The sequence below is a fragment of the Streptomyces drozdowiczii genome (assembly GCF_026167665.1).
In the GTDB taxonomy this organism is placed as follows: domain Bacteria; phylum Actinomycetota; class Actinomycetes; order Streptomycetales; family Streptomycetaceae; genus Streptomyces; species Streptomyces drozdowiczii_A.
On the sequence record NZ_CP098740.1, the window covers coordinates 3796111 to 3819155 of the forward strand.

The window sequence follows — 23045 nt, forward strand, 5'->3', positions numbered from 1 at the left end:
CGGGTGTGCGGTGAGGGGGCGGCTACGCTCCGGGCATGGACACCAGGCGCCCGTTCCGCACTCTTGCCCTCGCGCTCGGCACTGCCGGCCTGCTCGTCTCCGGGTGCAGCGGCGGAGACTCGTCGTCCGGAGCCGCGTCCTCCGCCGACGCCGGGTCCGCGTCGCCGTCGGCGGTCCCGGCCGGCCTGAAGCCGTACTACGCGCAGCACCTCAGCTGGCGGGACTGCGGTGTCAGCGGCTTCCAGTGCACGACGATGAAGGCGCCGCTGGACTACGCGAAGCCGGACGGCGACGCGATCAAGCTCGCCGTCTCGCGCAAGAAGGCGACCGGCCCCGGCAAGCGGATCGGCTCCCTCCTGGTCAACCCGGGCGGCCCCGGCGGATCGGCCATCGGCTACCTCCAGGGCTACGCGGGAATCGGTTACCCGGCTCAAGTGCGGGCCCGCTACGACATGGTGGCCGTGGACCCCCGCGGGGTGGCGCGCAGCGAGCCCGTCGAGTGCCTGACCGGGCCGCAGATGGACGCGTACACGCAGGTGGACCAGACCCCGGACGACGCCGCCGAGGTCACGAAGCTGAGCGGCGCCTTCGAGAAGTTCGCCTCGGGCTGCGAGAAGCGCTCGGGCGAGGTGCTGCCGCATGTCTCGACCGTGGAGACCGCCCGCGACATGGACATGCTGCGCGCCCTGCTCGGCGACGAGCGGCTGAACTATGTGGGGGCGTCGTACGGGACGTTCCTGGGGGCGACGTACGCCGAGCTGTTCCCCGGCCGCACCGGCCGCCTGGTCCTCGACGGGGCGATGGACCCCTCGCTCTCGTCCGTGGAGATGAACCGGGCGCAGACGGCGGGGTTCGAGACGGCGTTCCAGTCGTTCGCGAAGGACTGCGTGCGGCAGAAGGACTGCCCGCTCGGGAGCACGTCCGCCTCCGATGCGGCGGACCGCCTGAAGAAGCTCTTCGACCGCCTGGACGCGGACCCGATCCCCACGGGCGAATCGCGCGAGCTGGGCGAGTCGCTCGCCACGACGGGCGTGATCGCGGCCATGTACGACGAGTCGGCCTGGCCCCAGCTGCGCGCGGCGCTGACCGGTGCCGAGTCCGGCGACGGCTCCGGGCTGCTGGCCCTGGCCGACAGCTACTACGAGCGGGAGCCGAGCGGTAAGTACACCAATCTGATGTTCGCCAACGCCGCGGTGAACTGCCTCGACCTCCCGCCCGCCTTCACCGGCCCCGAGGCCGTCGAGAAGGCCCTCCCCTCCTTCGAGAAGGCGTCCCCGGTCTTCGGCAGGGGCTTCGCCTGGGCGGCCCTGAACTGCGCCCACTGGCCCGCCCCCGCCACCGGCACCGCCCACCGCATCGAGGCGAAGGGCGCCGCCCCCATCGTCGTCGTCGGCACCACCCGCGACCCGGCCACCCCGTACGCCTGGGCCGAGTCCCTGGCCGACCAGCTCTCCTCGGGCACCCTCCTCACCTACGAGGGCGACGGCCACACCGCGTACGGGCGCGGCAGCGACTGCGTCGACACGGCGATCAACACGTACCTCCTGGAGGGCACCCCGCCGACCGAGGCCAAGAAGTGCACCTGACCTGCGTAAACGGTGCCGAAGCGGGGTGGTTCGGAGCACCCCCGGAAACTGTGTAGACTTGGCGTCGCTGCTGATCGCATCATGGTGCGAACAGGGCGCGCCGCCTTAGCTCAGTTGGCCAGAGCAACGCACTCGTAATGCGTAGGTCTCGGGTTCGAATCCCGAAGGCGGCTCCGTTGAACCCCAGGTCGGGCATCCGGCCTGGGGTTTTTTGGTTTCGTTGGCATGAGGGCCGCGGCCGGCTGTTGGGCGGAACGTCATGAGGGGCGGCTGCCGGGGGGTCCGGTAGTAGAGATCTCTAGTGCCCGGATGCGTGTGTGGAGCGGGGGGTGCGTGGACATGAGCCGGCCCAGTGGGCCCTGGGCCCTTTCCTCCATGTCGGCGCCCCGGTTCAGGTAGTCGGTGAATACGGTGATCAGCATCGGGCCGTACCCGATCTCCGCGGCGAACCTGTCGGCGCGCAGTTCGCCGTGCCGGCCGGTCCGGGCGACGAGCAGGGGGATCGCGAGCAGGGCGAGCGCCGGCGGGAAGGCGAAGGCGATGGCGATCGCGAAGCCGCCGATCACCAGGACCAGGATGGCCGCGGCCAGGACGGAGAACTCCGCCGCCACGGCCACGGCGAACACCGTCACGTACGTCGCGATGATCATCGCGATCCGGGCAGGGAGCCCGTAGTAGACGCCGAGGAGTCCGGCCCAGGTGTGGCCGTTGACGTGGTGCCCCAACTCGTGGGCCAGGACGGCGGACAGCCGGTCCGGAGTGAGCCGGTTCAGGGAATCGCGGGTCACGCCGACCATGTGGCCCGCCGCGCCGAAGGCGTTGACTTCGTCGCTGTCCTCGATCCACAGGTCGTAGCGCGAGCCGTCCAGGCCGGCCCGCCGGGTGACCTCGTCCCACAGGGGCTGAAGGCGCGCGAGCTCGGCGGCGGTGGGCGGGCGCACCTTGTAGAAGAGCCTTGCCACCACGCGCTCGGTGGGGCGGTGGAACATCAGGGCGCCGGAAGCGAGCCAGGCGAGGATGAGCGATGTGCCCAGCCACGTCGGGAGGATCAGGGAGATCATCCAGACGATCAGGAGGCTCGCCAGCAGGTGGGGCAGGTGCAGCAGGAGCGTGGTGATGCTCGACGAGTCCACCCTGCGACGCGTGGGCGGCGGCGCCGCGGGGTCGTACGGGGGCGGGGGCCATACGCCGGGTATGTGGGGATCCTCGGAAGGCGGCGGTGGCGGAACGGGGCCGGGGTGGTCCGGCGGGGGCTGCGGGCGGGCCCGCTGCTCGTGCGGGTGGGGCGGCGGCGACCGGAAGGCGTTCGCGCCCGGCACTCCGCCGGGACCCGCGGGCTGACGCGGTTGCCGGGGATCGACGGGGTGGTCCATGGGAACTCCGCCCTGTGAGTGCCGGAAGGTGCGATGAGCCGCACCCTACGACGTCGATCGCGTGGGCGGGCCGGGTTCAGCGCGAGAAGCGGTTCAGGGAGCGGCGGTAGGTGCCCATGCCGATGAGCAGGGGCTTGGAGGGGGTCTTCCGCGAGGCGCCGGTCGCTGCCCGCTCGGGCTGCGGCGCCGCGTCGCGGGTGCCGGTGAAGACCGTGGCCGGGTGGCCGTTGACCAGGATGTCGTGGGTGGCGGCGACACGGAGTCCGGCGCTCTCGAGGGCTTCCTCGAAGGCCGGGACGCCCCGGCGGGCGCAGAGGAGGACGAAGCGGCCCGCTTCCGGGCGCAGGACCCGTGCGAGGGAGAGGCTCGTGAGGTCCGCGAACTCCTCGTAAGGCATGGGCAGTTCTTCGTGTTCGCCCCACGGTGGGTCCGTCACCACGACGTCCACCGAGGCGTCGGCGACGGAGGGGAGGGTCAGGGCGTCCTCGGCGAGGAGCCGGACGCGGCCGTCGCTCAGTGCCTCGGGCGGCAGGTTCTCGCGGTGTTCGGCGAGGTCCAGGTCGGAGTAGACGATCTCCCGCGCCGGCATGCCGAGCCGGGCGACGACGAAGGAGCCGCTGCCCGCGAAGGGGTCGAGGAAGGTGTCGCCGGGATGCGGGTCGGAGGCCAGGACGAGCATCGAGGAGAGTTCGTGGGAGAGGGCGCCGCGCGCCTTCCTGGGCTGGGCCGGCTTGGGGAGCCGGGCGCAGAACATCAGACTGTCCATGTCCAGGCGGCCGATGACCCAGTACTCCTGCCCGCGGCCGCCGGCCTCCAGGCGCAGCCCCGTGCAGGCGGAGATCGTGCGCTCGAGCTCGCGCTTCTGGGCGCCGCCGATGGACGCCAGCTCGCCGTCCACATGCACCATGACGCGGAAGCCCCGGGAGCGTTCCCCGAGAAGAGCGGGGAATTGGCGGGTGCGGAGCGAACCGGTCAACTGGGCCACATTCGCGTCGATGTCACCGCGGCGGGTCTCACTGATCACGGCGAAGGCGTTTTTGGCGAACGGAATGGATGCCACTCGTTCCATCGGTGAGGTGGAACGGAAAAGCGTGGCGCTGTCATCCTGGTATTCCGGTTGGAAATCCTCGACGAAATGCGTCATCGCCTCGGCGACGATTGCACTGGTTCCGGCCGGGTACTGGATGAAATAGCGCATTACGGAAGGCTACCGGACGCGCGGGACGCGTTACGCTCCGAGCCATCAGGCAGCGGTCTCCGTCCTCCGTCCTCAGTTCTCCTCCACCGGCAGGGGCTGCGGCCCCCACTCGCCGTTCACGTCCCTGACGAGCAGGACAGCGGTCGGCCTGCGGTCGTCGCGTTCGCCCTCGGGGCTCGTACCGGCCCAGACGAGATGGACGAGGACGGCGTCCGAGCGGTTGTCGTAGCGTTCCGCTACACCCGCGCGGATGCGGCAGTCCCGCCAGCGGTCGGTGGCCGACTCACCCTTGAAGTAGTCGGGGTACGCCTTGCGGCCCTTGCCGGTGACGTCGGCGAGCAGGACCTTGCCGCCGAGGTCGACGAGGCGCTTCTCCAGCGTGGGCGGGACGTTCGCCTGGCGGGTCAGTTGCAGGGAGCGTTGCAGGGCGCCGTCGCTGACCGTCCCGGCGAGGGCGTCCCCCTCCCGTGACGCGGAGGGGACGGCGACGCCGAGGGGGCGGCGGTGGTGGGCGTCGGGCTCGGCGCGGCCGGGGACGCCGGGGCGTCCCCGGCGCGGGAAGGGGCCGGCGAGGTGGCCGGCGGGCGGGCCGCCGGTGCCCGGTCGGCACTCATGTCGGGCCAGAGCAGGACGACACCGACGATCGAGAGAACCGCGGCCATGGCGAGCATGATGAGGCCCGAGCGCTCCGCGCTGCTCGTCACTTCAGATGTCCAATGCTGTCGAGCGATCCCATGCGGACGTCGGACTCCTTGACGACGTCATTCGTTCGCGGTGCCTCGATCTGTCTGTTTCCCCCCAGATAGATGGAGACATGGAAAATACCCTTTCCGCTCCCTGGGTTGTCCGAGAAGAAGAGCAGGTCACCCGGTTCCGCACCCTTCAGATTCGTCTGGTGGGTAACTCTCACCTTGCCGCTGTCGTGCTGCGCCTGGGCGGTGCCGCCGATCATGATGCCCGCCTTCCCATAGGCGTACTCGGTCAGGCCCGAGCAGTCGAACCCCTTGATGAACCGGCCGGAATACCCGCCCGGGGAGCAGCAGATGCCGTACGAGGGGCCCAGCGTGTCCCCGCCGCCCCAGGAGTAGGGCACCCCCTTCTGCGACTTGGCCGCCGCGATGATCTTCTTGGCGTCACCGGTCGCGTTGACCGGCTCGGTGATGTCGCCCAGCGCGTCGTACTCGGCCTTGGCGTTCCGTACATCCTTGACGTACTGCTCGGAATGGTTGTAGCGGTAGATGGCGTCGTGCTCAGTCGTCGGGTCGGACATGTCGACGCTGTTCTTGCCGCAGAGGAGCGCCGCCGTGCTCAGGGCGGAGTCGAAGACGTTCTGCGGGTCGGTGTCACCGTCGTCGTCGCCGTCCTGGGCGACGCTCTCCCAGGTCTGCGGGATGAACTGGGTGGGCCCGACCGCCCGGTCGTAGGTGGTGTCGTTGTCGTACTTGCCGCCGTCGGTGTCGGGGATGCGCTGGGTGTTGTGGGTGCCGTCCAGAACCGGCCCGATGACCGGCGGCTCCACGTCGCCGTAGCTCGCCCCGGGCTTGTCGTTGACCTTGCGGCCCATGAACGTGCCGTGGTGGGACTCGATCTTCCCGATGCCGGCGAGCAGGGTCCACTTGAGGTTCTTGCACTTGGGGCGGACCTTCTTGATCTTCTGCTCCGCCGACAGGTACGCCTCACAGGTGGGCTTGGGGATGCCCGCCACCTCGACGCAGCTGGTCTGGGTGGGCACGGGGTCCTGATGGAGGCTGGCACCGCCCCCGGGCAGCAGGCCCGTGCCGATGAACATGGCGAGGATGAAGAACAGCCAGGGCAGGAGCCCGGCTATGACCAGGCCGATGGCCCACTTCTTGCCACTGCTCATCGGCTCGGACGTGCCGGCCGAGCTCGTCGGTTTCGGCTTGGTGGCTGTGCTCACGCGCCACTACCTCCACCGCCTCCGCTGCGCGGGCGGCGGGCACGGGGGCGGCCGGCGGTGGAGCGGCGGCGGTTCTGGTGCTGGTCCCGCCTGCCGTTCACGGCGCGGTTCAACCGCTGGCTCTCGCTGCGCTGTTGGCTCCTCGTCTGCCGCATCTGCCGCGACGCGTCCCGCGAGAGGTTCTGTGCCCGGCTCGGCTCCGGCCTGGTCCTGAGAAGGTTGCGCCTCTCGGTCGCCACCGCGTTCTTGAACCTGCTCCTGGTGATCGGGGCGTCCTTGGCCAGGTAGCGGCCGGTACGGGCCGTGGCCAGCGTGGCCCGGCCGACACGGCTCTTGTTCAGGCGCTGCGTCGCCGCCTTGCGGGCGTTGGCCGCACGCTTCTTCGCGGCGTTCTTGAGCCGTGCCTTGAGTGCGGCCTTGGCCGACGTCTGCAGCGCGGCGGACGTACCGCCGGTTCCCACCGCGGCGGCGACCGTGGTGCCCAGCTTGACCGCGCCCTGGACCCGGTCCTTGAGCCCCTTCTTCGGCTTCTTCTGGCCCGCGCCCTTCCCGGCGGCCTTCCCGGCGCCGTCACCGCCCTCGCCCCCGCCCTCGCCCTCGCCCTCTTCGCCGGGCACCTTGCCGCGCCAGAGATCGCGCGTCTTCCCGCCCACCTTGCTGAAGGTGGCTCCGTCCTTCTTGAACTGGTCCAGCGCCGACGGAGCGCCGTTGGCGGCCCCCTTGAAGGTGCTGGCCTCCCCTCCGGTCTTGGCCGCCATCTTCTGGCCGAAGTTCGCCGAGACGTTCTTGGCCGCCGCGGTGACCTTCTTGCGGAAGACCAGGAAGCCGAGGGCGATGAAGTCGATGGAGAGGAACTTGATCGTCATGACCTGGCCGGTGTCCGCGTCCAGCACCGCGATGATCATGACCAGGAAGAAGGCCAGGAACATCACGGACAGGAAGACGGCCAGGATGACGCGTACGACCCCCGACACCCATTTCCACATCATCTGCCGGCCGCCACCCGGCAGGATGCCCGCGACCAGGGCCGGTTGAGCCCGGATGACTTCGACGGCCATCCAGATCTGGGACATCAGGAAGGTGCAGGAGACCGCCAGCACCAGCGCGACGACGATGATCGCGGCGAGGGCGATGAACCAGACGCTGAGCAGGTTGTCCAGCGAGGCGGAGATCTTCTGGTCGTCCATGGGGACGTCGCCGCCGCACGCGTCCTGCACGGCAGGGTCGGTGCCCTTGACGTTCTTGCTGCCCTCGCCGTCGATGTACGTCTTCCACGACGGGTCGCTCTTGACGACGTCCTTCTTGAACTTCTCGATCGCGGCCTGCTGGGCGTCGTCCACCGCGGTGTAGATCGCCCAGGGATTACCGGTGGCGGCCAGCAGGTTCTTGGCGAGGCCGTCGAGCGAGAAGGTGTTGGCGAACACCTTCCCGAGCGTGTCGAGCCACCCGCTCGAGTCCTTCTGCTCCTTCTTGACCAGGCCGGGCAGGACGAAGCGGTTGAAGTTGTAACGGGCGAGGGTGGCCTGCCCGTACGCGTAACTGCACTCCTTGCTGATGCCCTTGCCCGTGTAGAGCACCCAGATGGGCCGCTGAATGAACGCGTCGACCAGTCCGTCGGTGATCGGGCGGCTCACGCCCTTCTCACGGCCGTCGTCCCGCCCGGAACAGGTCGTCGGCTCGATCTTCTTGCCGTCGGAGTCCGGTTCCGCCTGCTTCGTGTCGTCGTCACACCGCTGGGTGAGGATCACATCGGCGATCTCCAGCGAGAATTCCTTGGTCTTCCCGAGCACGCCGGTGTCGTCGCCGTTGCCGATCAGGAAGGTTCCGGGGCTGGCCAGGGTCACGGTGGCGATGGAGGCGACGACGAGGGAGGTGCAGATCTCCATCCAGCCCTTGGAGCGCTGCTTGAAGAGGATGAGGTAGCCACCCCAGAGCGCGACGATCGTCAGGAAGAGGGTCTTCAGCGCCAGGTTGTCGATGACCTGGTCCTTGACGGTGGCCGCGATGTCGGAGACGGGCGTCAGGAGGGTCTTGGCCAGGCCGAAGTCCAGGGCCCAGTCGACCAGCCAGCAGGCGAAGCCGATCACGGTCCTGATGACGCTGAAGCCGACGCCTATCAGGAAGGAGATGATCTTGCTGATGACGTCGAGCATGCCGCCCGAGTCGACATTGAGGCCGTACGAACTGATCGGGACGCCGTTCCTGTCCACGACGTCGAAGATGCCCATGACCTTGCCGGGATCGGGGGTCTTGGTCGGCGGTGTGCACCGGAGATCGAGCACCGTGCCGGGCTCCACCGACTTGCACTCCTCGGCCCAGGCGCCATGCGTGAACATGAGCGTGAGCACGATCGGCACGCCGATCAGTACCAGCAGGCGCAGCCAGGTGCGCGGCTGCCGGATCACCCCTGTGAGCGCGGTCATATGCGCTGCGCCTCCACCGCTTCCATGGCGGCGTCGGCCGCCTCGATGGCCTCGGCGGGCTCGTCCAGCGTGGCGCGGCCCGGGGTCGTGTGGATGGCCTCGGCCGCGTGCTCGTCCGCCGGGATCAGCACCTTCATGCCGCCGATCCGCTTCTTCAGGTCGTAGTAGAGGCACTCGCCGGAACGCAGCAGCCGTTCGTCGTCGGAGACGTTGATCGGCGAGAGGTTCTCGGTGACCAGCTTCAGCAGCTCCGGATCGGTGCCGTCCAGGCCCAGGAACTCCAGCCCGCGCGCGGCCAGCTGGCGGTTGCGGTGGCGGAAGAGGAACCGGTGCGAGACCAGGCCCCGGATCTTCTCGCCGTACTCGGAGTTGGCCGGGCCGACGTCGTACGGGTCGTGGGAGCCGGCGAAGGCGCCGCAGCCGTGCTTGCGGCCGTCGTTGATGATCTCCAGGAGGAGTTCCGTACCCTCGGCGGACGAGGTCAGCCACCAGCACTCGTCCAGGAAGACGCCGACGAACTCCTCCGGGTCGGCGAAGGCGATCTCGCGGCAGAGGGCGGCCACCAGATACATCAGGCGCCAGCCGAACTTCTTCTCGACCTCCAGGCTGGACAGCCGGTGGCCCTCCAGCTCGGTCTTCTTGGGCAGACCGATGTTGGCGGCGGAGAAGATGATCGTGTCGGCGTCGGTGATCTCCACGATCGGCAGCGTCGGGTCGAAGATCACCCGGCCCAGGTCCTTCTTGGCCAGCGACCGCAGCTTCCGGGCCAGTTCGCTCGCCGCCGCGCGGACGTTGTGGTCGTCCGGGTCCTGCGTATCGGGCGTCTGCGCGCGCTCCGTCAGGGTCTCCAGGAGCAGCCGCATGCTGGGCTCGGGCGCCTTGTGGGTGGCGTCGATGGCGTCCGCGAGCGTCACGCCCTCGGTGGACATCGAGGCGATGTCCAGCAGCGGGGTCAGGAAGGACTCGGTGTAACGGGCGGCGCGCGGGCCCTTGAAGACGCGCAGCGGGTCCAGCGACACCGAGGCGTCCTCGTCGACGGTGATCACCTGGGTCTCGCCGGGGCAGGCGCGGGCGAAGCGGGCCCATTCCTGCTGGGGCGTACGGTCGATGGCCAGCGCCCGGCCGCGGCTGCGGGAGCGCCCGACGCGCCGGCCGGTCGTCAGGATCGAGTACATCGCGGTCTTCATGGCGACCGACTTGCCGGAGCCCAGCTCGCCGATGAACACGGCGGACGCCGAGGCGTTCATGCGCGGGCCCAGGCTGAAGTCGACCAGGACCGGGCGGGCGCCGCCGCCGTTGAGCTGGAGGCCGAAGAGCGAGCCGCCGTCGTCGCCGAGCGCCTGGCCGCAGAACGGCAGGGACATCGCGAAGTCCTTGGCCAGCAGGAACTGGGCGTAGTCGTTCATGACCCGGGGCGTGGGTGTGCCCGGGAGCATGCTGTGGAAGAGGGACGTCTGCTCACCGATCGGGCGGACGAGCGTGTAGTCGTTGCCGCCGAAGTGGTTGATCAGCGCGGCGGCCTTCTCCTCGGTCTCCTCCGGCGTCCCGCCCCATACGCAGGTCACCACGCTCGCCCTGATCTCGACCTCCGTCGAGGACGAGGTGAGCCGGGAGCGGTACTCGTTGAGCGCGGTGCTGGCCTTGTCCAGGCTGGCCGGGACGCCCGCCGTCTCCCCGTCGTACTCACCGCGCTGGTGGGCGAGTTCGCGGGCCTGCCGGCGCGACTTGGGCTCGGCCTTGGCGCCCTGCTCGATGTGCAGCCGGACCGCCCAGTCCACCGGAAAGCCGAAGTCGTCCAGGGCGGCCAGGTATTCGCTGCCCGGGAAGGCGAAGGAGTCCGGCATCTCGGCCAGGATCGAGAACGACTGGTAGCTGTCGCCGAATTCGGTGGCGGCCTTCACATAGCGGTGCCGGAAGGGGTTGAGGGGGACGCCGCGCCGCTCCTGGATGCCGTCGCCGCGCCCGCCCTCGTCGAGGATGACCTCGCTGTACGCGGCCACGGGGCGCCCGCGTCCCACCACCGAGCGCGGCTCGTCGTGCTCCGGGAGCAGCGGCTCGGCCAGGCCCCGGCGCGCGCAGTGGCCGTAGATCCAGAGGATCTCGCCCTCGGTGGCGGGCCGGAGCCGGATGGCGGTCGGCCAGGTCGCCGCGAGGTGCCGGGCCTGCTCGATCCGGCGCTCCTCCTCGGCCCTGCTGACCGGGGTGGTGGGCAGCCCGAGGGTGTTCATGACCTCGTAGTGGGCGGAGGACAGGACCGCGAGCGCGCCCTGCTTGAAGTCGGTGTGCTTCATCGGGACGGCCAGGAAGTCGACCCGCCCCGAGAGCTCCATCTCCTCCAGCTCGTCCAGGACCCGCAGGGACAGGTCCACGTACTCCGGGGACGCGTCCAGGTCGATGCCCGCCGTCATGCGGGTGACCACGCTGGCCGCGTCCACCTGGGGGCAGAGGCTGAGCAGCAGGGCCTCGCCCTTGATCGCCTTGAACAGGGACTCCAGGGCGTTGAGCCGTTCGTGCTTGGCCGCCTTGGAGGCGTGGCTGTAGTTGTCGGAATCGACCCGCCACACGGCCCACACCGTCGCGTTGGTGGTCCAGATCAGATGGCCGCTGATGTGGCGCACGGGAAGACGCATGGCAGTTCATCCATCCTTCGGTTCAGTGCTGCCGCTCTGCTTCGTCGAGCAGTTCCTGGAGGCGGGTACGGGGCCGGGCCGGCGCGGTGCCGGTCGCGGGCGGTGCCGCCTCGGCAGGGGGCCCTCCGGTACGGCCCGTCGTGGTGACGAGCCGTACCGGGCGGGCCTCGGGGCGGGGGACGGCGCGGGCTCCTCGGGGAGCCGCACGTTGACGGTCACCCGTCCCGTCACCAGCTTGGTCTTGAAGGTCCGTTGCGGGCGGCCGGCCAGCCGGCCCCCCGGCGGCGAGGTGCCGTAGGCCAGGAGCCCCAGCAGGGCCCGCGCGGGGTCACGGCCGTCCATCCGGGCGTACCGCATCAGCCACGCGAGTCCCCACGGGACCGCGACCAGGACCAGGGCGTTCCCGAGTCCGAAGTACGCCCACAGATCCCGGAGAGCCAGCAGGAGCACGAAGACCACCACCATGGTGACGATCTGGGTGATCGTGTACGGCCCTCCGGGGATCCGTCCGCCGCCGGGAAGCTTGCCGATGACGAGAGGGTGCTTGCGTGCGCGGGTGTAGGAACGCCCGATCAGAGGCTTCTCGCCGGACGGCTGCCCGCCGCTCACAGCAGGTCGGCCGGGCTCACCGCGGTGTCCAGCGGGGCGTGCGGCTGGACGACCGAGATCGCCGCCTTGTCCTGGGGCGCGTTGGGAACCTCGCTGTCGACCATGTTGCTGAGCGCGTCCATGTTGCTCACAGCGAAGACGACGACGGCGCCCAGGATGGCCGCGGTCAGGGTGCCCGCCCACGACTTCGTCTTCACGTAGGCGAGGACGGTGCCGACGATCGCCATGGCCATGGCCGCCGAGACGGCGAGGGTCTGGACGTTGGAGATCGTGTCCTGGACCCAGGTGAAGACCTTGCCATTGGCCGCAAGTTGCACCATTTCGGTGTTCGCGTAACTCACTTGTGCTTCCCCTCGTGTGATCAGCTGGGTGGTGCGTCATTCCCCGGCGGTGTCCGCCGAGGCGTCTGAGGACTCGTCCGACGAGGCGTCCGGTGCGGACTCGGTTTCGTCGGCGACCGGTCCGGTCTGCTCCGGGGACAGCGCCGGGGCGGAGTCGAACGACGCCACCTCCCAGCGCCCGTCCCGGGTGGTCAGGGTGAGTGCGTAGCTGAGCAGGTAGTCCTGGCCGCCGGTCGTCGCGCTCACGGAGACGAGTACGTGCCGCTGCGTGCCGTCCTGCGGGACGGTGTCGTCCTCGTCCTCGTCCTCCGGTGCGTCGTCCTGGAGACCGGTGACGAGCGTCGACTCGTACGGAGCCGGGGAGATCGCCGCGACCTGGAGGCCGGGGGAGACGTAACGGTTCAGCTCGCCCCGGCCGGTCAGGTAGGCGGAGAGGAAGCGGCTCACGGTGTCGGACACCGCGTCGTCGTGGCGGCTGCCGTTCTCCGATCCGTAGTCGAGCGCTCCGTGCGAAGCGGAGGCCGGGGCGTTGACCTCGGCCGGGAGGGAGGTCGCGGCGTACAGCGGGACCGGACCGCCGGACGCGGCGGGGGACGCGGAGCCGGCCGGCGTCGGCGAGGCCGCGGCGGAGGCGGGGGCCGGTCCCGAGGCCGAACTCGAAGGGGCCGCCTGTGCCGGGGCCTTGGCCGGCTTCGACGGCTCCATCGTGCCGCCGGCCTCCGGCGTGCCCGAGACCTGGACGCCCACCCGGTAGTAGTGCATGCCCCGGTCGGTCATCTTGCCGGCCTTGTTCTTCGCCGAGACCCGGGCCGCGACCGTCACGGACCAGTAGCCCTTCTCCACCTGCTCGGCCGCCACGGTGACGACCCGGGAGGCGGAGCGCGAGCCGGGCTCGTTCGCGAACGTCACGGGCTCCGAGTAGTACGGCAGCAGGTCGTCCTCCGTGCCCTCGCCCGCGGCCAGATAGGCCGCGACGTAGAGCTCGGCGAAGCCGGAGGGGCCGGTGGCCGACGGGGCGGAGTCGGCCCGGCTCTGCGTCTGCGTCGCCGTCGTCGCCCGCGACGAACTCGCGACGGCGATCGCGAAGAACGCGAGCAGCGGCCCCGCCAGGACCAGGATCCACACGACGACGGTGACCATCCTGGTGAGGCCCGCCAGCTTGACGGTCGTCTGCTGCCAGCCGGTGGACGCCTCGTCCAGCTCGTCGGTCCCGTCCTCGTCGGCCATGTCCGGGACCGCCTGCGGTGCCGGGGCGTAGCGCGAGGTGCGCGTGGCCTTCGGCTGCGGGGGCGGTGCCTGCTCCGTCTTCTGCTTCTTCGTGAGCCTGAGGCCGCGCTTCATCGCATGTCTCCCTGAGCGGTCCGCAGCACCGGGTGCCGGGGATCGACGACGTCGTGTCCGTCCTCGTCCGAGGACGCGGTGGTGCTGGTGGTCACGGGGGTCCTCCGGGGCCTCTGGGTGGGTGGTGCGCCGGGCTGGACAAGGGGCGCGTACGGGGGAGGTGACTCCGGCCGTGCGGGTGTGACTTCAACTGGCCTACATCCTGGGTGACTTGTGTCACTGGATCGTCACTTCGCTGTTGCGAACCTGTCAGAGGCGGCAACGGCGAGCCGGCGGACGGCCCTGCTGCGGCGCTGACGCTGGCGTGCACCGTCCCGCGCGGAGGGCCGCGGGGCGACCGGGTGGGACGCCGGGCGGTCCCGGTAGTAGCCCGTGATGAGGCGGGCGTCCTCGACATCCAGGGCGCCCGATTCGAGGGCCCAGACGAGGAGTTCGACGAGTTCGGCGCGGGCGTCCCAGCCGGCCGCGTGCATCGGTTCGTCCTCGGTGAGCAGGCGGTACTCGCCGGCCCGGGCGAGGAGCAGGGTCAGTTCGGCCTGGGACGCGGGGCAGGGGTCGGAAGCGGCGGAGAGCCCGGCGGCGCTGTCGGGGTCCAGGGGTACGGCGGTCGGGTCGTGCCCGATCAGGCGGCGCGTCAGGCGCAGGGTGTCCAGGGCGAGATTGGCGGCTACGCGCCGGCCCCGGCGGTGTACGGGGTAGGTGCGGACGACCTCGTAGAGGGCGCCGACCGTGAGGGAGACGGTCTCCTCCCAGTCGTACTGCGGGCGCAGCTGGCTGCGGGCTATGCGTATCGCCTTCGGGAGCATCGTCTGCACCACGGTGCGCGCGGCCAGTTGGGAGCCGGGACCGCCCGCGACGGCCGCCCGGAGCAGCGGCAGCAGGATGCGGTCCTGGCCGTCTGCGGTCCGGCAGGCGCGCAGGCTGTCGAGTACGGACTGCGGACCGGTGAGCGACGGGTCGCCGTACCAGTGGCGCAGGTGCAGCAGGAGCGTCGCGTCCTGACTCAGGTGCTCCCACTCGGTGTTGAGGCTGCCCACGAGCCCTTGGCCGCCGAGGCGGGGCGTGTTGATGCGTGGTGCGACGGTGCGCATTGGATGGTCTCCCCCTGGACGTGCTGCGGAACACGGCTGATGCTGCTCCTCACCCCTTGACCACCCCCTTGTCCGTGCGGTGCCGCGTGCCGGTCAAGGGTGGCTGCCGCACCGGAGGCGGGCCGGACAAGATCTTGTCCGGCCAACCGGGCGCTGTCACACGGTTATCGGCGGCGCGCGCACCTCCGCCGCACTGGCCGGAAAGCCTCGGCAGCAGGTGGGCTCGCGTCGGCGGATACCGCCGTGCGCCTTCCCGTCTGATGTGTCACGGTGTGGGCGGAGTGGTCGGTGTGGCGGGTGAGGTGATCAGATTCTGCTCACACATGGGTCTCCAACCGGCCCTGCTGTCACCGCAGTCGGACATAGTTGTGACAGAACGGCGCCTCTACGCCGCAGGGCCTTCATGCAGAATGACGGCACATCACTTTCCGGATGCAGACGACAGTGCGACGCGACGGAGCATGACCAGGGGGGTCCGATGGCACGCGGGAAGAAGTCCGGCCTGATGGCCTGTGCGGGGGCGGCGGTGTGTCTCCTCGTACTGGCCGCGGGCTGCGGTTCGTCGGGGGACGAGAAGCACCCCGAGCCGAAGGCGAGCGCCGGCAAGGACGACGGCGAGAAGAAGCGCGCGGCGGCCGAGCGCGACGCACTGGCCGCGTATCGCGGAATGTGGGACGCGCAGGTGGAGGCGTACTCCTCGGGCAGCATGAAGAACGCGAAGCTGGGCGATTACACGACGGGCGACGCCGCCGCGATGATCATCGAGAGCTTCACCTACTACAACGCGAACGACCTCGCCTTCAAGGGGAGGCCGGACACCTCGCCGAAGGTCTCCGCCGTCGATGTCGCCTCCTCGGTCCACACGGCCACGATCGACGATTGCGTCGACATGACCGGTGTGCTGATCCGGCGCTCGTCGGGCAAGCCCATTGCTAGGGCGAAGGAGGGCGACCGCCACCCGTGGACCGCCCGGGCCACCACCGCGAAGGACGGCAAGGGCGGCTGGCGGATCACCGACTACACGATCGACAGGGACCGGCCATGCTGACGACGGGGCGGTTTGTACGGGCCGCACTCGCGGCTCTCGCCGCCGGGGCGCTGATGACGGCCGGGACGCAGGCGGCCTCGGCCGACACCGGCGTGAAGTGCCCGCCCGGCGCGGCCAAGTGCGACATCACGGCCGAGGACCCGGGCGACCCCGGTGACGGCGGCGGCTCCGGCGGTGGCACGGGAGGCGGCTCGGGCGGCGGTTCCGGCTGCCACCGGGAGAACGGCCAGGAGATCCCCTGCTACGTCCCGTCGCTCGGCTACTGGAACACCAGCTGCTACTGGAAGATCCTCGACCCGCAGCCCCCGCCGACGACTACATGATGTGGGGCAACCACAAGCCGGACGAGGGCGACATCTACCACCCCACCTCATGCCCCGACTTCCCGTACAAGGGCGCCGGGACCTTCGTACCCCGTGACACGTTCTTCCCCAACGGCACCATCGGCAAGGACGCCGGGCCCACCCCGGCCGAGCTGGCCGAGCGCGCCGTCGCGCAGATGACCCTCAAGGGCGCCGACATCGGCATCGCGCCGGAGCCGGGCCGCACGGGTCTGGTCGGGCTGCCGGTCTGGATGTGGAACAAGCAGCACCCGAACACCACCGGACCGCAGGTCAAGTCCGTCACCGCCGGGGCCGTCACGGTCACCGCCACCGCCAAGGTGTCGAAGGTCGTGTGGAACATGGGCGACGGCTCATCCGTCACCTGCACCGAGCCCGGCGAGCCCTACCAGGCGTCGTACGGGAAGCGGGAGTCGCCCGACTGCGGGCACGTCTACCGCCACACCTCGCGCGGCGAGGCCGGAAACAAGTTCAAGGTCACCGCCACGTCCACGTGGACCATCCACTGGGAGGGCGGCGGTGAGAGCGGCGACCTGACCGAGACCCGGGAGTCCGCCACCACCGTGGCCATCGGCGAACTCCAGGTCGTCGGCTGACGACCGGGACGCACCACCGCCCGATGACGAGCGCGCGCAGCGAAAGCACTGCTGGAGGCACCCATTGAGCAGGACCAAGACCGCCGCCCCGCCCCACCAGGGCGGCGCGCCGGGCACCCCCGGCCCCACCCCCGTGGCTCCGCCGCGGGCACTGAAGCAGCGACGGCGCCGCCCGGCGCTCATCGCGCTGTCCCTCGCCCTGACCGCGGTCGGCGGGCTCTCCGGCGCCCTGCTGTTCACGGCGACCGGCGAGCGCACCGACGTGCTCGCCGTCAGCCACGAGGTGGCCGCCGGCGAGGTCATCGAGGACGGCGACCTCACCGAGGTCTCCATATCCCTCGACCCGGCCCTCAAGCCGGTCAAGGCGGCCGACCGGGGCAGCGTCGTCGGCAAGCGGGCCGCGGTCGCGCTCACCCCGGGCGCCCTGCTCGCCCGCGACCAGTACACCGCCACCAGCCTCCTCAAGCAGGGCGACACCCTCGTCGGCGTCGCCACCAAGCCGTCCCAGCGGCCCACCTCCGGGCTGTTCCCGGGGCGCAAGGTCCTCATCGTCAGCACCCCGGGCGAGAACGACGAGGCGGCCGACGCCCCGCCGCAGACCATCGCGGCCACCGTCGTCGCGGTCGGCGACCCCGCCGACGCCACCGGGGTCGCCACCATCGACGTGGCCGTCCCGGCGACCGACGGACCGGCCCTCGCGGCACGGGCCGCCACCGGCCGGGTGGCGATCGTCGTGAAGAGCGGGAGCGGTTCCTGATGTCCGTGATCGCGCTGGCCGGCGGGACCGGGGCCCCGGGGGTGACCAGTACGGCGCTCGCCCTGCTGCTCGCCTGGCCCCTGGACCCCGGACGCCGGATGATCCTCGCCGAGTGCGACCCCGACGGCGGGGCCGTGCTCGCGGGCGCCCTCCAGGGCCGCATGGACGCCCGCTACGGGCTGCGCAACCTCGCCGTGGCCCAGCGGAAGGACGAACTGGTCGAGGCGTTCTGGCGGCAGCTGGTCGACATCTCCGAGGACAACAGCAGCAGCCGGCTCCTGCTGCCCGGGATCACCGACCCCGCGCAGGCCGCCGGGCTCGACCCCGCCTGGGGCAGCCTCGCCGAGCTCTTCGCCCGGATCGAGGACCACCAGCACGACGTCCTGGTCGACCTCGGCCGGCGCGGCGCGTTCGGCGCCTCGGCGGTGCTCGCCAAGCGGGCGGACGTCGTCGTGATGGTCGTGCGCAACACCCTGCGCGGGGTCCAGAGCGCCCAGGTCCGCGTCGAGGCGCTGCGCAAGTCGCTGGCCGGCCCCGGCGGCACGGGCGCCGACGCGCTCGCCGTCCTGCTGGTCGAGGGCGGCCCCTACAAGTCGGGCGAGGTGGAGAAGGCGCTCGGGGTGCCGGTGCTCGCCACGATCCCGTGGCGGCCCAAGCAGGCCGAGGTCCTGTCCGACGGGGTGGACGGCGGCAGCCGCTTCGACCGCTCGGACCTGATGCGCGCCGCCCGCGCGGCCACCGGACCGCTGCGCGAGCGGGTCGCCCTGCGCCGCGACCGCCTCGCGCCCCGCGCCCCGGGCCCGTACAACCAGGGCACCTACCAGCAGCAAGGCCCGTACGGGGAAGGGGACATGGCCCATGCGCGCTAATCCGCTGCACCCCGACCCCGTCATGCACCCCAGCCCGGCGGCCGAGCACACCGTCGCGTTCAAGCGCGGCGAGTTCGGCCCGCCCGTCCCGCCCCGGACCGACCCGCGCGCCGGGCAGCGGCCCACCGCCGGGGTCTCCTCGATCCGGGCGATCGGCGAGACGCGCCTCCCGCAGGCCACCGTGGACTACCGGGTCGCCGGCGAGATCAAGAAGCGGGTCGCGGACCGGCTCGCCCAGGAGATCAAGTCGTCGGCCCGGATGAGCCCGGAGTCCCAGGCCCAGCGCGGCCGGGCGCTGATCAACGAGGCCGTCGCCGTCTGGTCCGACGCCATCGCCGTCGAGCGCGGGGCGAGCACCACCCAGGCCGAGGACGCCGCCCTGGCCTCCGCCGTCTACGACATGCTCTTCCGGGCCGGGCGCCTCCAGCCCTATCTGGACGACGAGCGCGTCGAGAACATCCTCATCAACGGCTACGACGAGGTGTGGCTCGACTACGGGGACAGCGGGCGGGTCCGGGTCGCGCCCGTCGCCGACTCCGACGAGGAGCTCCAGGAGATGCTCCGGGACCTGGCGCGCCGCACCGGGCAGAGCGAGCGGACCCTGTCCACCGCCGACCCGTTCCTCGCGCTGCGCCTCGCCGACGGCTCGCGGCTCCAGGCCGTCACCGGGGTCACCCCGAAGACCTTCGTCACCATCCGCAGGCACCGCGTCAAGGACGTCGACCTCGACGGCATGATCCGACTCGGCGCCATCGACGAGACCTTGGCCGCCTTCCTGGCCGCCGCCGTGCGCGCCGAGAAGAACATCATGATCACGGGCGAGCAGGCGGTCGGGAAGACCTCGCTGCTGCGCGCCCTGCTCAAGGAGATCGACCCGGACGAGCGCTTCGCCACCATCGAGACCGAGTTCGAACTCTTCGCGCACACCAACGGCTTCCACCGCCAGGTCGTGCCGATGGAGTCCCGCGAGTCCAACGGCGAACGCGGCGCCGACGGGCGGGGCGCGGGCGAGATCACCCTGCTCGACCTCATCCACCGCGCGCTGCGCATGTCGCTGTCCCGGGTCGTCGTCGGCGAGGTCCGCGGCCAGGAGATCGTCGCCATGATGCAGGCGATGACCAACGGCAAGGGCGGCAACCTCTGCACCATCCACGCCCGCCGCCCCGAGATCGTCTTCGACCGCATCGCGGAGCTGTACCTGCTGGCGCAGGACAACATGACCGAGCAGCTGGCATACCGCCAGGCCGCCAACGGGCTCGACTTCATCGTGTTCGTCTCCATGCGCGACGAGACCCGGATCGAGGGCAAGCGCCACCGGTTCGTCTCGCACGTCCTGGAGGTCACCGGCATGGGCGAGAACGGCCGCCCCGCCACCAACCGGATCTTCGCGCCCCGCCCCGGCGAGCCGCGGGCCGTCCCGCACATGCACCCCTCCTGCCTGGAGGACCTGGTCCGGGTCGGCTTCCCCGCCCACCTGCTGGACCATCCGCACGGCTCCTGGCCGCGCCCGCTGGACCTCCAGGTGATGGCCGGATGAACCTCATGCTGATGTGGGTGCTCGCCGGACTCGCCGTCGCCGGCGGCCTGGTGGGCCTGGTCGTGGGCCTGGTCGGTACGACGGCCCCGCGCCCCGTCCGCCGCTCGCGCAAGGGCCTCGGCGGCGGCGTGGCGCACGACGCGGCCATGCGCCGCCGCACCCGCTGGATCGCGGGCGGCGTCCTCGGCCTGGCCGTCTGGGTGATCACCGGCGTCTTCATCGGCGGGGTGCTCGTCGGCGCCGCCGTGGTCGGGGTGCCCTGGCTGCTCTCGCCCACGAAGAACGCCACCGTGCGCATCGACAAGCTGGAGGCGCTCGGCGAGTGGACCCAGCGCTTGTCCGACGTGCTGCGGCTCGGCATGGGCCTGGAACAGGCGATGATCGCCAGCCGGCGCGGCGCGCCCGCCGAGCTGGAGCACGAGATCGCCGACCTCGCCGACCGCCTCCAGGTCGGCTGGCGCCCCGCCGAGGCGCTGGAGTCGTTCGCCGACGCGCTGGACGACGTCACCGCCGACAAGGTGCTCGCCGCGCTGATGCTCTGCGCCTCGGACCGGGGCCCCGGCCTCGCGCAGGCGCTGGAGGACCTGTCCGAAGCGGTACGCGAAGAGGTCGGCAAGCGCCGCCAGATCGAGGCCGACCGGGCCAAGCCGCGCACCACCGTGCGGTGGATGACCATCATCACGCTCTGCGTGGTCGGGGCCGGCTTCCTCGTCCCCAGCTACACCGCGCCCTACGGCACGCTCCTCGGACAGCTCGTCCTGGCCCTGCTGACGGCGGCGTTCGCCGGGGTGCTGATCTGGATGCGCTCGCTGGCCGACCACCGCCCGGTGGCCCGCTTCCTGATCGCCGATCCGCGCAGCCGGGTCAAGCTGCCGGAACCGCCCGAACCGCTCCAGGAGGCCCAGTCGTGATACCCCCGGCCGCGATCTTCGCGGGCCTCGCCGTGGGCGGCGGCCTCGCTCTGCTCATACGTGAACTGGTCGGCCCGCAACCCGACTTGGCGGCCAGCCTGCGCCGCCTGAACGCCACCGCGCCGGAACCGGACCAGGAGACGGGCCCGGCCAGCCGCGACGACGAGTGGGGCGCCTGGCTGCTTGAACACCTCCAGGGGCTGCCCGGGGTCTCGATCCCGCGCAAGGACCTGGCGCTGGTCGGCCAGACCCCCGAGCGGTTCCTGCTGCTCAAGGCGGCGCTGGCGGGCGGGGGTCTGCTGATCCCGCCGTTCGTCGTCGGCGCCTGGACGCTGATGGGGCTCGGCGTGCCGTTCTACCTGCCCGTCGTCGTGGGCCTGGTGCTCGGCACGCTGCTCTGGTTCATCCCGGACCTGTCCGTACGGGACCAGGCGGCGCGGGCGCGCGAGGAGTTCTCGCACGCGATCGCCGCCTATCTGGACCTCGTCGCCCTCAAGCGGGCCGCCGACTCCGGGCCCACCGAGGCCCTGGAGCGGGCCGCCGCCGTCGGCCGGGGCTGGGCCTTCACCCGGCTCCAGGAGGCGATGATGCGGGCCCGCGTGGACAAGGTCCCGCCGTGGGAGGCGCTGGTCCAGCTGACCCAGGAGCTGGACCTGCCGGTCCTGGAGGACGTCGCCGAGATCATGCGGATGTCGGCGCACGACGGCGCCGCCGTCTACACGACGCTGCGGGCCCGGTCCAAGTCCCTGCGGACCGAACTGCTCGCCAAGCAGGCCGCCGAGGCGAACGAGAACAGCGAGAAGATGACCGCCCCCGGCGCGCTCCTCGCCGTCCTCGTGATGCTGATGGTCGCCTTCCCCGCGGTGATCAACATCATGGCCACGTAACAGCGGTAACAACCGGCTACGGGCCGAACCGCCGTCACACCCAACCGCGTCTCCTCACAAGGGAGTCGACGCACACGAAGAGAAGGAACGAGGAGGCTCGCAGCATGAACGCGATCAACAAGCTCACGAACCGGGCCGCTGTATCCCTGACCATGGTCCTGGCGGTGCTGGCCGACCGCGTCGAGCAGGGCGCCAAGGACCCCGACCGCGGTGACGTCTCCATCACCACGGTGATCATCTGGGTCGCCGCGGTCACGGGCGCGCTGCTCATCGCCGGCACCATCGCGACGGTCATCGCCAGGTACAACGGCAAGCTGGCGGGCATCTGATGAAGCCCGCGGTCGTCGCGCGCCGCCCGCTGGACGACCGCGGCGACACCTCGGTCCAGATGGCGATCGTCTTCCCGTTCATCATCCTGCTGACGATCGCCGTGGTGCAGGTGTCGCTCTGGTACTACGCGCGCAACGTGGCCCTGACCGCCGCGCGCGAGGGCGTCGCGGCCGCCCGGGTCTACGAGTCGGGCCCGGGCGCCGGCGCGGAGCGCGCGCGGGCCGTGCTCGGCCGGATCGCGGGCAACACGCTGCTCGGCCCGTCCGTCTCCACGGGCGGCAGCACGGCGGAGCGCATCCGCGTCCAGGTCACCGGACGCGCCCCTTCGCTGCTGCCCGGGGTGCCGGGGCTGACGATCACGCAGAGCGCGTCCGGACCCGTGGAGCGCTGGACGACCGGGGGATGAAGTGAACTGGGACGACCGGGGGAGCGAGGCGATCCAGGCCGCGATCGTCACGCCGTTGATGATCATTTTCCTCTGCCTGGCCCTCGCGGGCGGCCGGGTGGTGACCGCCGGCAACAAGGTGGACGCCGCCGCCGAGGACGCGGCCCGCGAGGCGTCCATCTCGCGCACCGCCGGGGCCGCGCGGAGCAACGCGCTGGCCGCCGCGCAGGAGACCCTGGCCGACCAGGGCCTCACCTGCTCCGGCACCCGCGTCAGCGTGGACGCCTCGGGGCTCAACGCCCCCCTGGGCACCGTCGGAACGGTCCGCGTGACCGTCGCCTGCACCGTGCCGCTGTCCGACCTGATGCTGCCGGGCGCCCCCGGCAGCCACACCCTCACGTCGACGTTCACCTCGGCGGTCGACGCGTACCGGGAGCGCGACTGATGCGTACGTACGACGACCGGGGCGGCATCGCCGTCTACAGCGCGATCATCACCGTGGCGCTCCTCGCGGTCATCGGGATCACCGTGGACGGCGGCGGCAAGCTGCGCGCCACGGAGCGGGCCGACGCCATCGCCATGGAGGCCGCCCGGGCCGGCGGCCAGGCCATCGACCCCGCCCAGGCCATCCCGGGCAAGGCCGTCGTCGCCCAGCCCGCCGCCGCGCAGGCCGCCGCGCAGGCGTACCTCTCGGCGGCCGGGGCGCACGGCAGCGCGACGGTGTCGGCCGACGGGAAGCGGGTGACGGTCACCGTGACCGACACGTACGACACCCGCTTCCTCACGGTCGTCGGCATTTCCTCCATGTCCGTCCACGGGGAGGGGCACGCCACGCTCATCCACGGTGTCGTCGCCCCCGAAGGGTCGTGATCGC

Annotated in this window: 22 protein-coding genes and 1 tRNA gene; 14 read left to right on the plus strand and 9 right to left on the minus strand. The window is 71.2% G+C overall.

Features of this window, described 5'->3' with window-relative positions:
* The first annotated feature begins 35 nt into the window (after nucleotides 1–35).
* On the plus strand, nucleotides 36–1586 hold the full coding sequence (locus NEH16_RS17270) for an alpha/beta hydrolase (RefSeq protein WP_265543445.1): 1551 nt from the start codon (nucleotides 36–38) through the stop codon (nucleotides 1584–1586).
* Nucleotides 1587–1685: 99 nt separating this feature from the next.
* Nucleotides 1686–1759: transfer RNA gene (locus NEH16_RS17275), tRNA-Thr, on the plus strand.
* Nucleotides 1760–1843: 84 nt separating this feature from the next.
* Here the strand turns inward: NEH16_RS17275 and NEH16_RS17280 are convergent.
* The 9 genes from NEH16_RS17280 to NEH16_RS17320 form a co-directional block, all read right to left on the minus strand.
* Entirely contained in the window at nucleotides 1844–2719 is an 876-nt protein-coding gene (locus NEH16_RS17280; RefSeq protein WP_265543447.1) for a M48 family metalloprotease, read from the minus strand.
* Between the two features lie 316 nt (nucleotides 2720–3035).
* On the minus strand, nucleotides 3036–4028 hold the full coding sequence (locus NEH16_RS17285) for a hypothetical protein (RefSeq protein WP_265543449.1): 993 nt from the start codon (nucleotides 4026–4028) through the stop codon (nucleotides 3036–3038).
* Between the two features lie 829 nt (nucleotides 4029–4857).
* Nucleotides 4858–6075: a C40 family peptidase gene (locus NEH16_RS17290; RefSeq protein WP_265543451.1), complete on the minus strand. Its 1218-nt coding sequence runs from the start codon at nucleotides 6073–6075 to the stop codon at nucleotides 4858–4860.
* Nucleotides 6072–8498 (minus strand): hypothetical protein, encoded by a 2427-nt coding sequence (locus NEH16_RS17295; protein WP_265543453.1) that lies wholly within the window; start codon nucleotides 8496–8498, stop codon nucleotides 6072–6074. Before NEH16_RS17295 ends, NEH16_RS17290 begins: the two co-directional genes overlap by 4 nt.
* Nucleotides 8495–11128 (minus strand): ATP-binding protein, encoded by a 2634-nt coding sequence (locus NEH16_RS17300; protein WP_265543455.1) that lies wholly within the window; start codon nucleotides 11126–11128, stop codon nucleotides 8495–8497. The genes NEH16_RS17295 and NEH16_RS17300 overlap by 4 nt, the downstream gene beginning before the upstream one ends.
* Nucleotides 11129–11134: 6 nt before the next feature.
* The gene (locus NEH16_RS17305) at nucleotides 11135–11737 is read right to left on the minus strand and encodes a hypothetical protein (RefSeq protein ID WP_265543457.1); all 603 of its coding nucleotides are present in this window, start codon (nucleotides 11735–11737) and stop codon (nucleotides 11135–11137) included.
* On the minus strand, nucleotides 11734–12078 hold the full coding sequence (locus NEH16_RS17310; RefSeq protein WP_242442080.1) for a hypothetical protein: 345 nt from the start codon (nucleotides 12076–12078) through the stop codon (nucleotides 11734–11736). The genes NEH16_RS17305 and NEH16_RS17310 overlap by 4 nt, the downstream gene beginning before the upstream one ends.
* Before the next feature lie 36 nt (nucleotides 12079–12114).
* Nucleotides 12115–13419, minus strand: a complete 1305-nt coding sequence (locus NEH16_RS17315; RefSeq protein ID WP_265543460.1) for a conjugal transfer protein — start codon at nucleotides 13417–13419, stop codon at nucleotides 12115–12117.
* Nucleotides 13420–13646: 227 nt separating this feature from the next.
* Complete coding sequence (locus NEH16_RS17320) at nucleotides 13647–14510, minus strand: hypothetical protein (protein ID WP_265543462.1); 864 nt, start codon at nucleotides 14508–14510, stop codon at nucleotides 13647–13649.
* Between the two features lie 478 nt (nucleotides 14511–14988).
* On the opposite strand from NEH16_RS17320, the gene NEH16_RS17325 reads away from it, so the two are divergent.
* The 12 genes from NEH16_RS17325 (at nucleotide 14989) to NEH16_RS17380 (ending at nucleotide 23041) form a co-directional block, all read left to right on the plus strand.
* Nucleotides 14989–15558, plus strand: a complete 570-nt coding sequence (locus NEH16_RS17325; RefSeq protein ID WP_073966384.1) for a hypothetical protein — start codon at nucleotides 14989–14991, stop codon at nucleotides 15556–15558.
* Nucleotides 15552–15881: a hypothetical protein gene (locus NEH16_RS17330; protein WP_265543466.1), complete on the plus strand. Its 330-nt coding sequence runs from the start codon at nucleotides 15552–15554 to the stop codon at nucleotides 15879–15881. Before NEH16_RS17325 ends, NEH16_RS17330 begins: the two co-directional genes overlap by 7 nt.
* Nucleotides 15878–16495, plus strand: a complete 618-nt coding sequence (locus tag NEH16_RS17335) for an ATP/GTP-binding protein (protein ID WP_265543469.1) — start codon at nucleotides 15878–15880, stop codon at nucleotides 16493–16495. The genes NEH16_RS17330 and NEH16_RS17335 overlap by 4 nt, the downstream gene beginning before the upstream one ends.
* Before the next feature lie 64 nt (nucleotides 16496–16559).
* On the plus strand, nucleotides 16560–17252 hold the full coding sequence (locus NEH16_RS17340; RefSeq protein ID WP_265543471.1) for an SAF domain-containing protein: 693 nt from the start codon (nucleotides 16560–16562) through the stop codon (nucleotides 17250–17252).
* Nucleotides 17252–18121 (plus strand): hypothetical protein, encoded by an 870-nt coding sequence (locus tag NEH16_RS17345; RefSeq protein ID WP_073966381.1) that lies wholly within the window; start codon nucleotides 17252–17254, stop codon nucleotides 18119–18121. Before NEH16_RS17340 ends, NEH16_RS17345 begins: the two co-directional genes overlap by 1 nt.
* Nucleotides 18111–19658, plus strand: a complete 1548-nt coding sequence (locus NEH16_RS17350) for a CpaF family protein (RefSeq protein ID WP_265543473.1) — start codon at nucleotides 18111–18113, stop codon at nucleotides 19656–19658. The genes NEH16_RS17345 and NEH16_RS17350 overlap by 11 nt, the downstream gene beginning before the upstream one ends.
* Nucleotides 19655–20569, plus strand: a complete 915-nt coding sequence (locus NEH16_RS17355) for a type II secretion system F family protein (RefSeq protein ID WP_265543475.1) — start codon at nucleotides 19655–19657, stop codon at nucleotides 20567–20569. The genes NEH16_RS17350 and NEH16_RS17355 overlap by 4 nt, the downstream gene beginning before the upstream one ends.
* Nucleotides 20566–21456, plus strand: coding sequence for a hypothetical protein (locus tag NEH16_RS17360; protein ID WP_265543477.1), 891 nt, complete (start codon nucleotides 20566–20568; stop codon nucleotides 21454–21456). The genes NEH16_RS17355 and NEH16_RS17360 overlap by 4 nt, the downstream gene beginning before the upstream one ends.
* A 104-nt stretch (nucleotides 21457–21560) precedes the next feature.
* Nucleotides 21561–21785 carry a hypothetical protein gene (locus tag NEH16_RS17365; RefSeq protein ID WP_018102192.1) on the plus strand — a complete coding sequence of 75 codons (225 nt, stop codon included), beginning with the start codon at nucleotides 21561–21563 and terminating at the stop codon, nucleotides 21783–21785.
* Entirely contained in the window at nucleotides 21785–22192 is a 408-nt protein-coding gene (locus tag NEH16_RS17370; RefSeq protein ID WP_079192924.1) for a TadE family protein, read from the plus strand. The genes NEH16_RS17365 and NEH16_RS17370 overlap by 1 nt, the downstream gene beginning before the upstream one ends.
* Nucleotide 22193: 1 nt before the next feature.
* Nucleotides 22194–22616, plus strand: a complete 423-nt coding sequence (locus tag NEH16_RS17375; protein WP_073966377.1) for a TadE/TadG family type IV pilus assembly protein — start codon at nucleotides 22194–22196, stop codon at nucleotides 22614–22616.
* Nucleotides 22616–23041 carry a hypothetical protein gene (locus tag NEH16_RS17380; RefSeq protein WP_073966376.1) on the plus strand — a complete coding sequence of 142 codons (426 nt, stop codon included), beginning with the start codon at nucleotides 22616–22618 and terminating at the stop codon, nucleotides 23039–23041. Before NEH16_RS17375 ends, NEH16_RS17380 begins: the two co-directional genes overlap by 1 nt.
* Nucleotides 23042–23045: the final 4 nt, after the last annotated feature.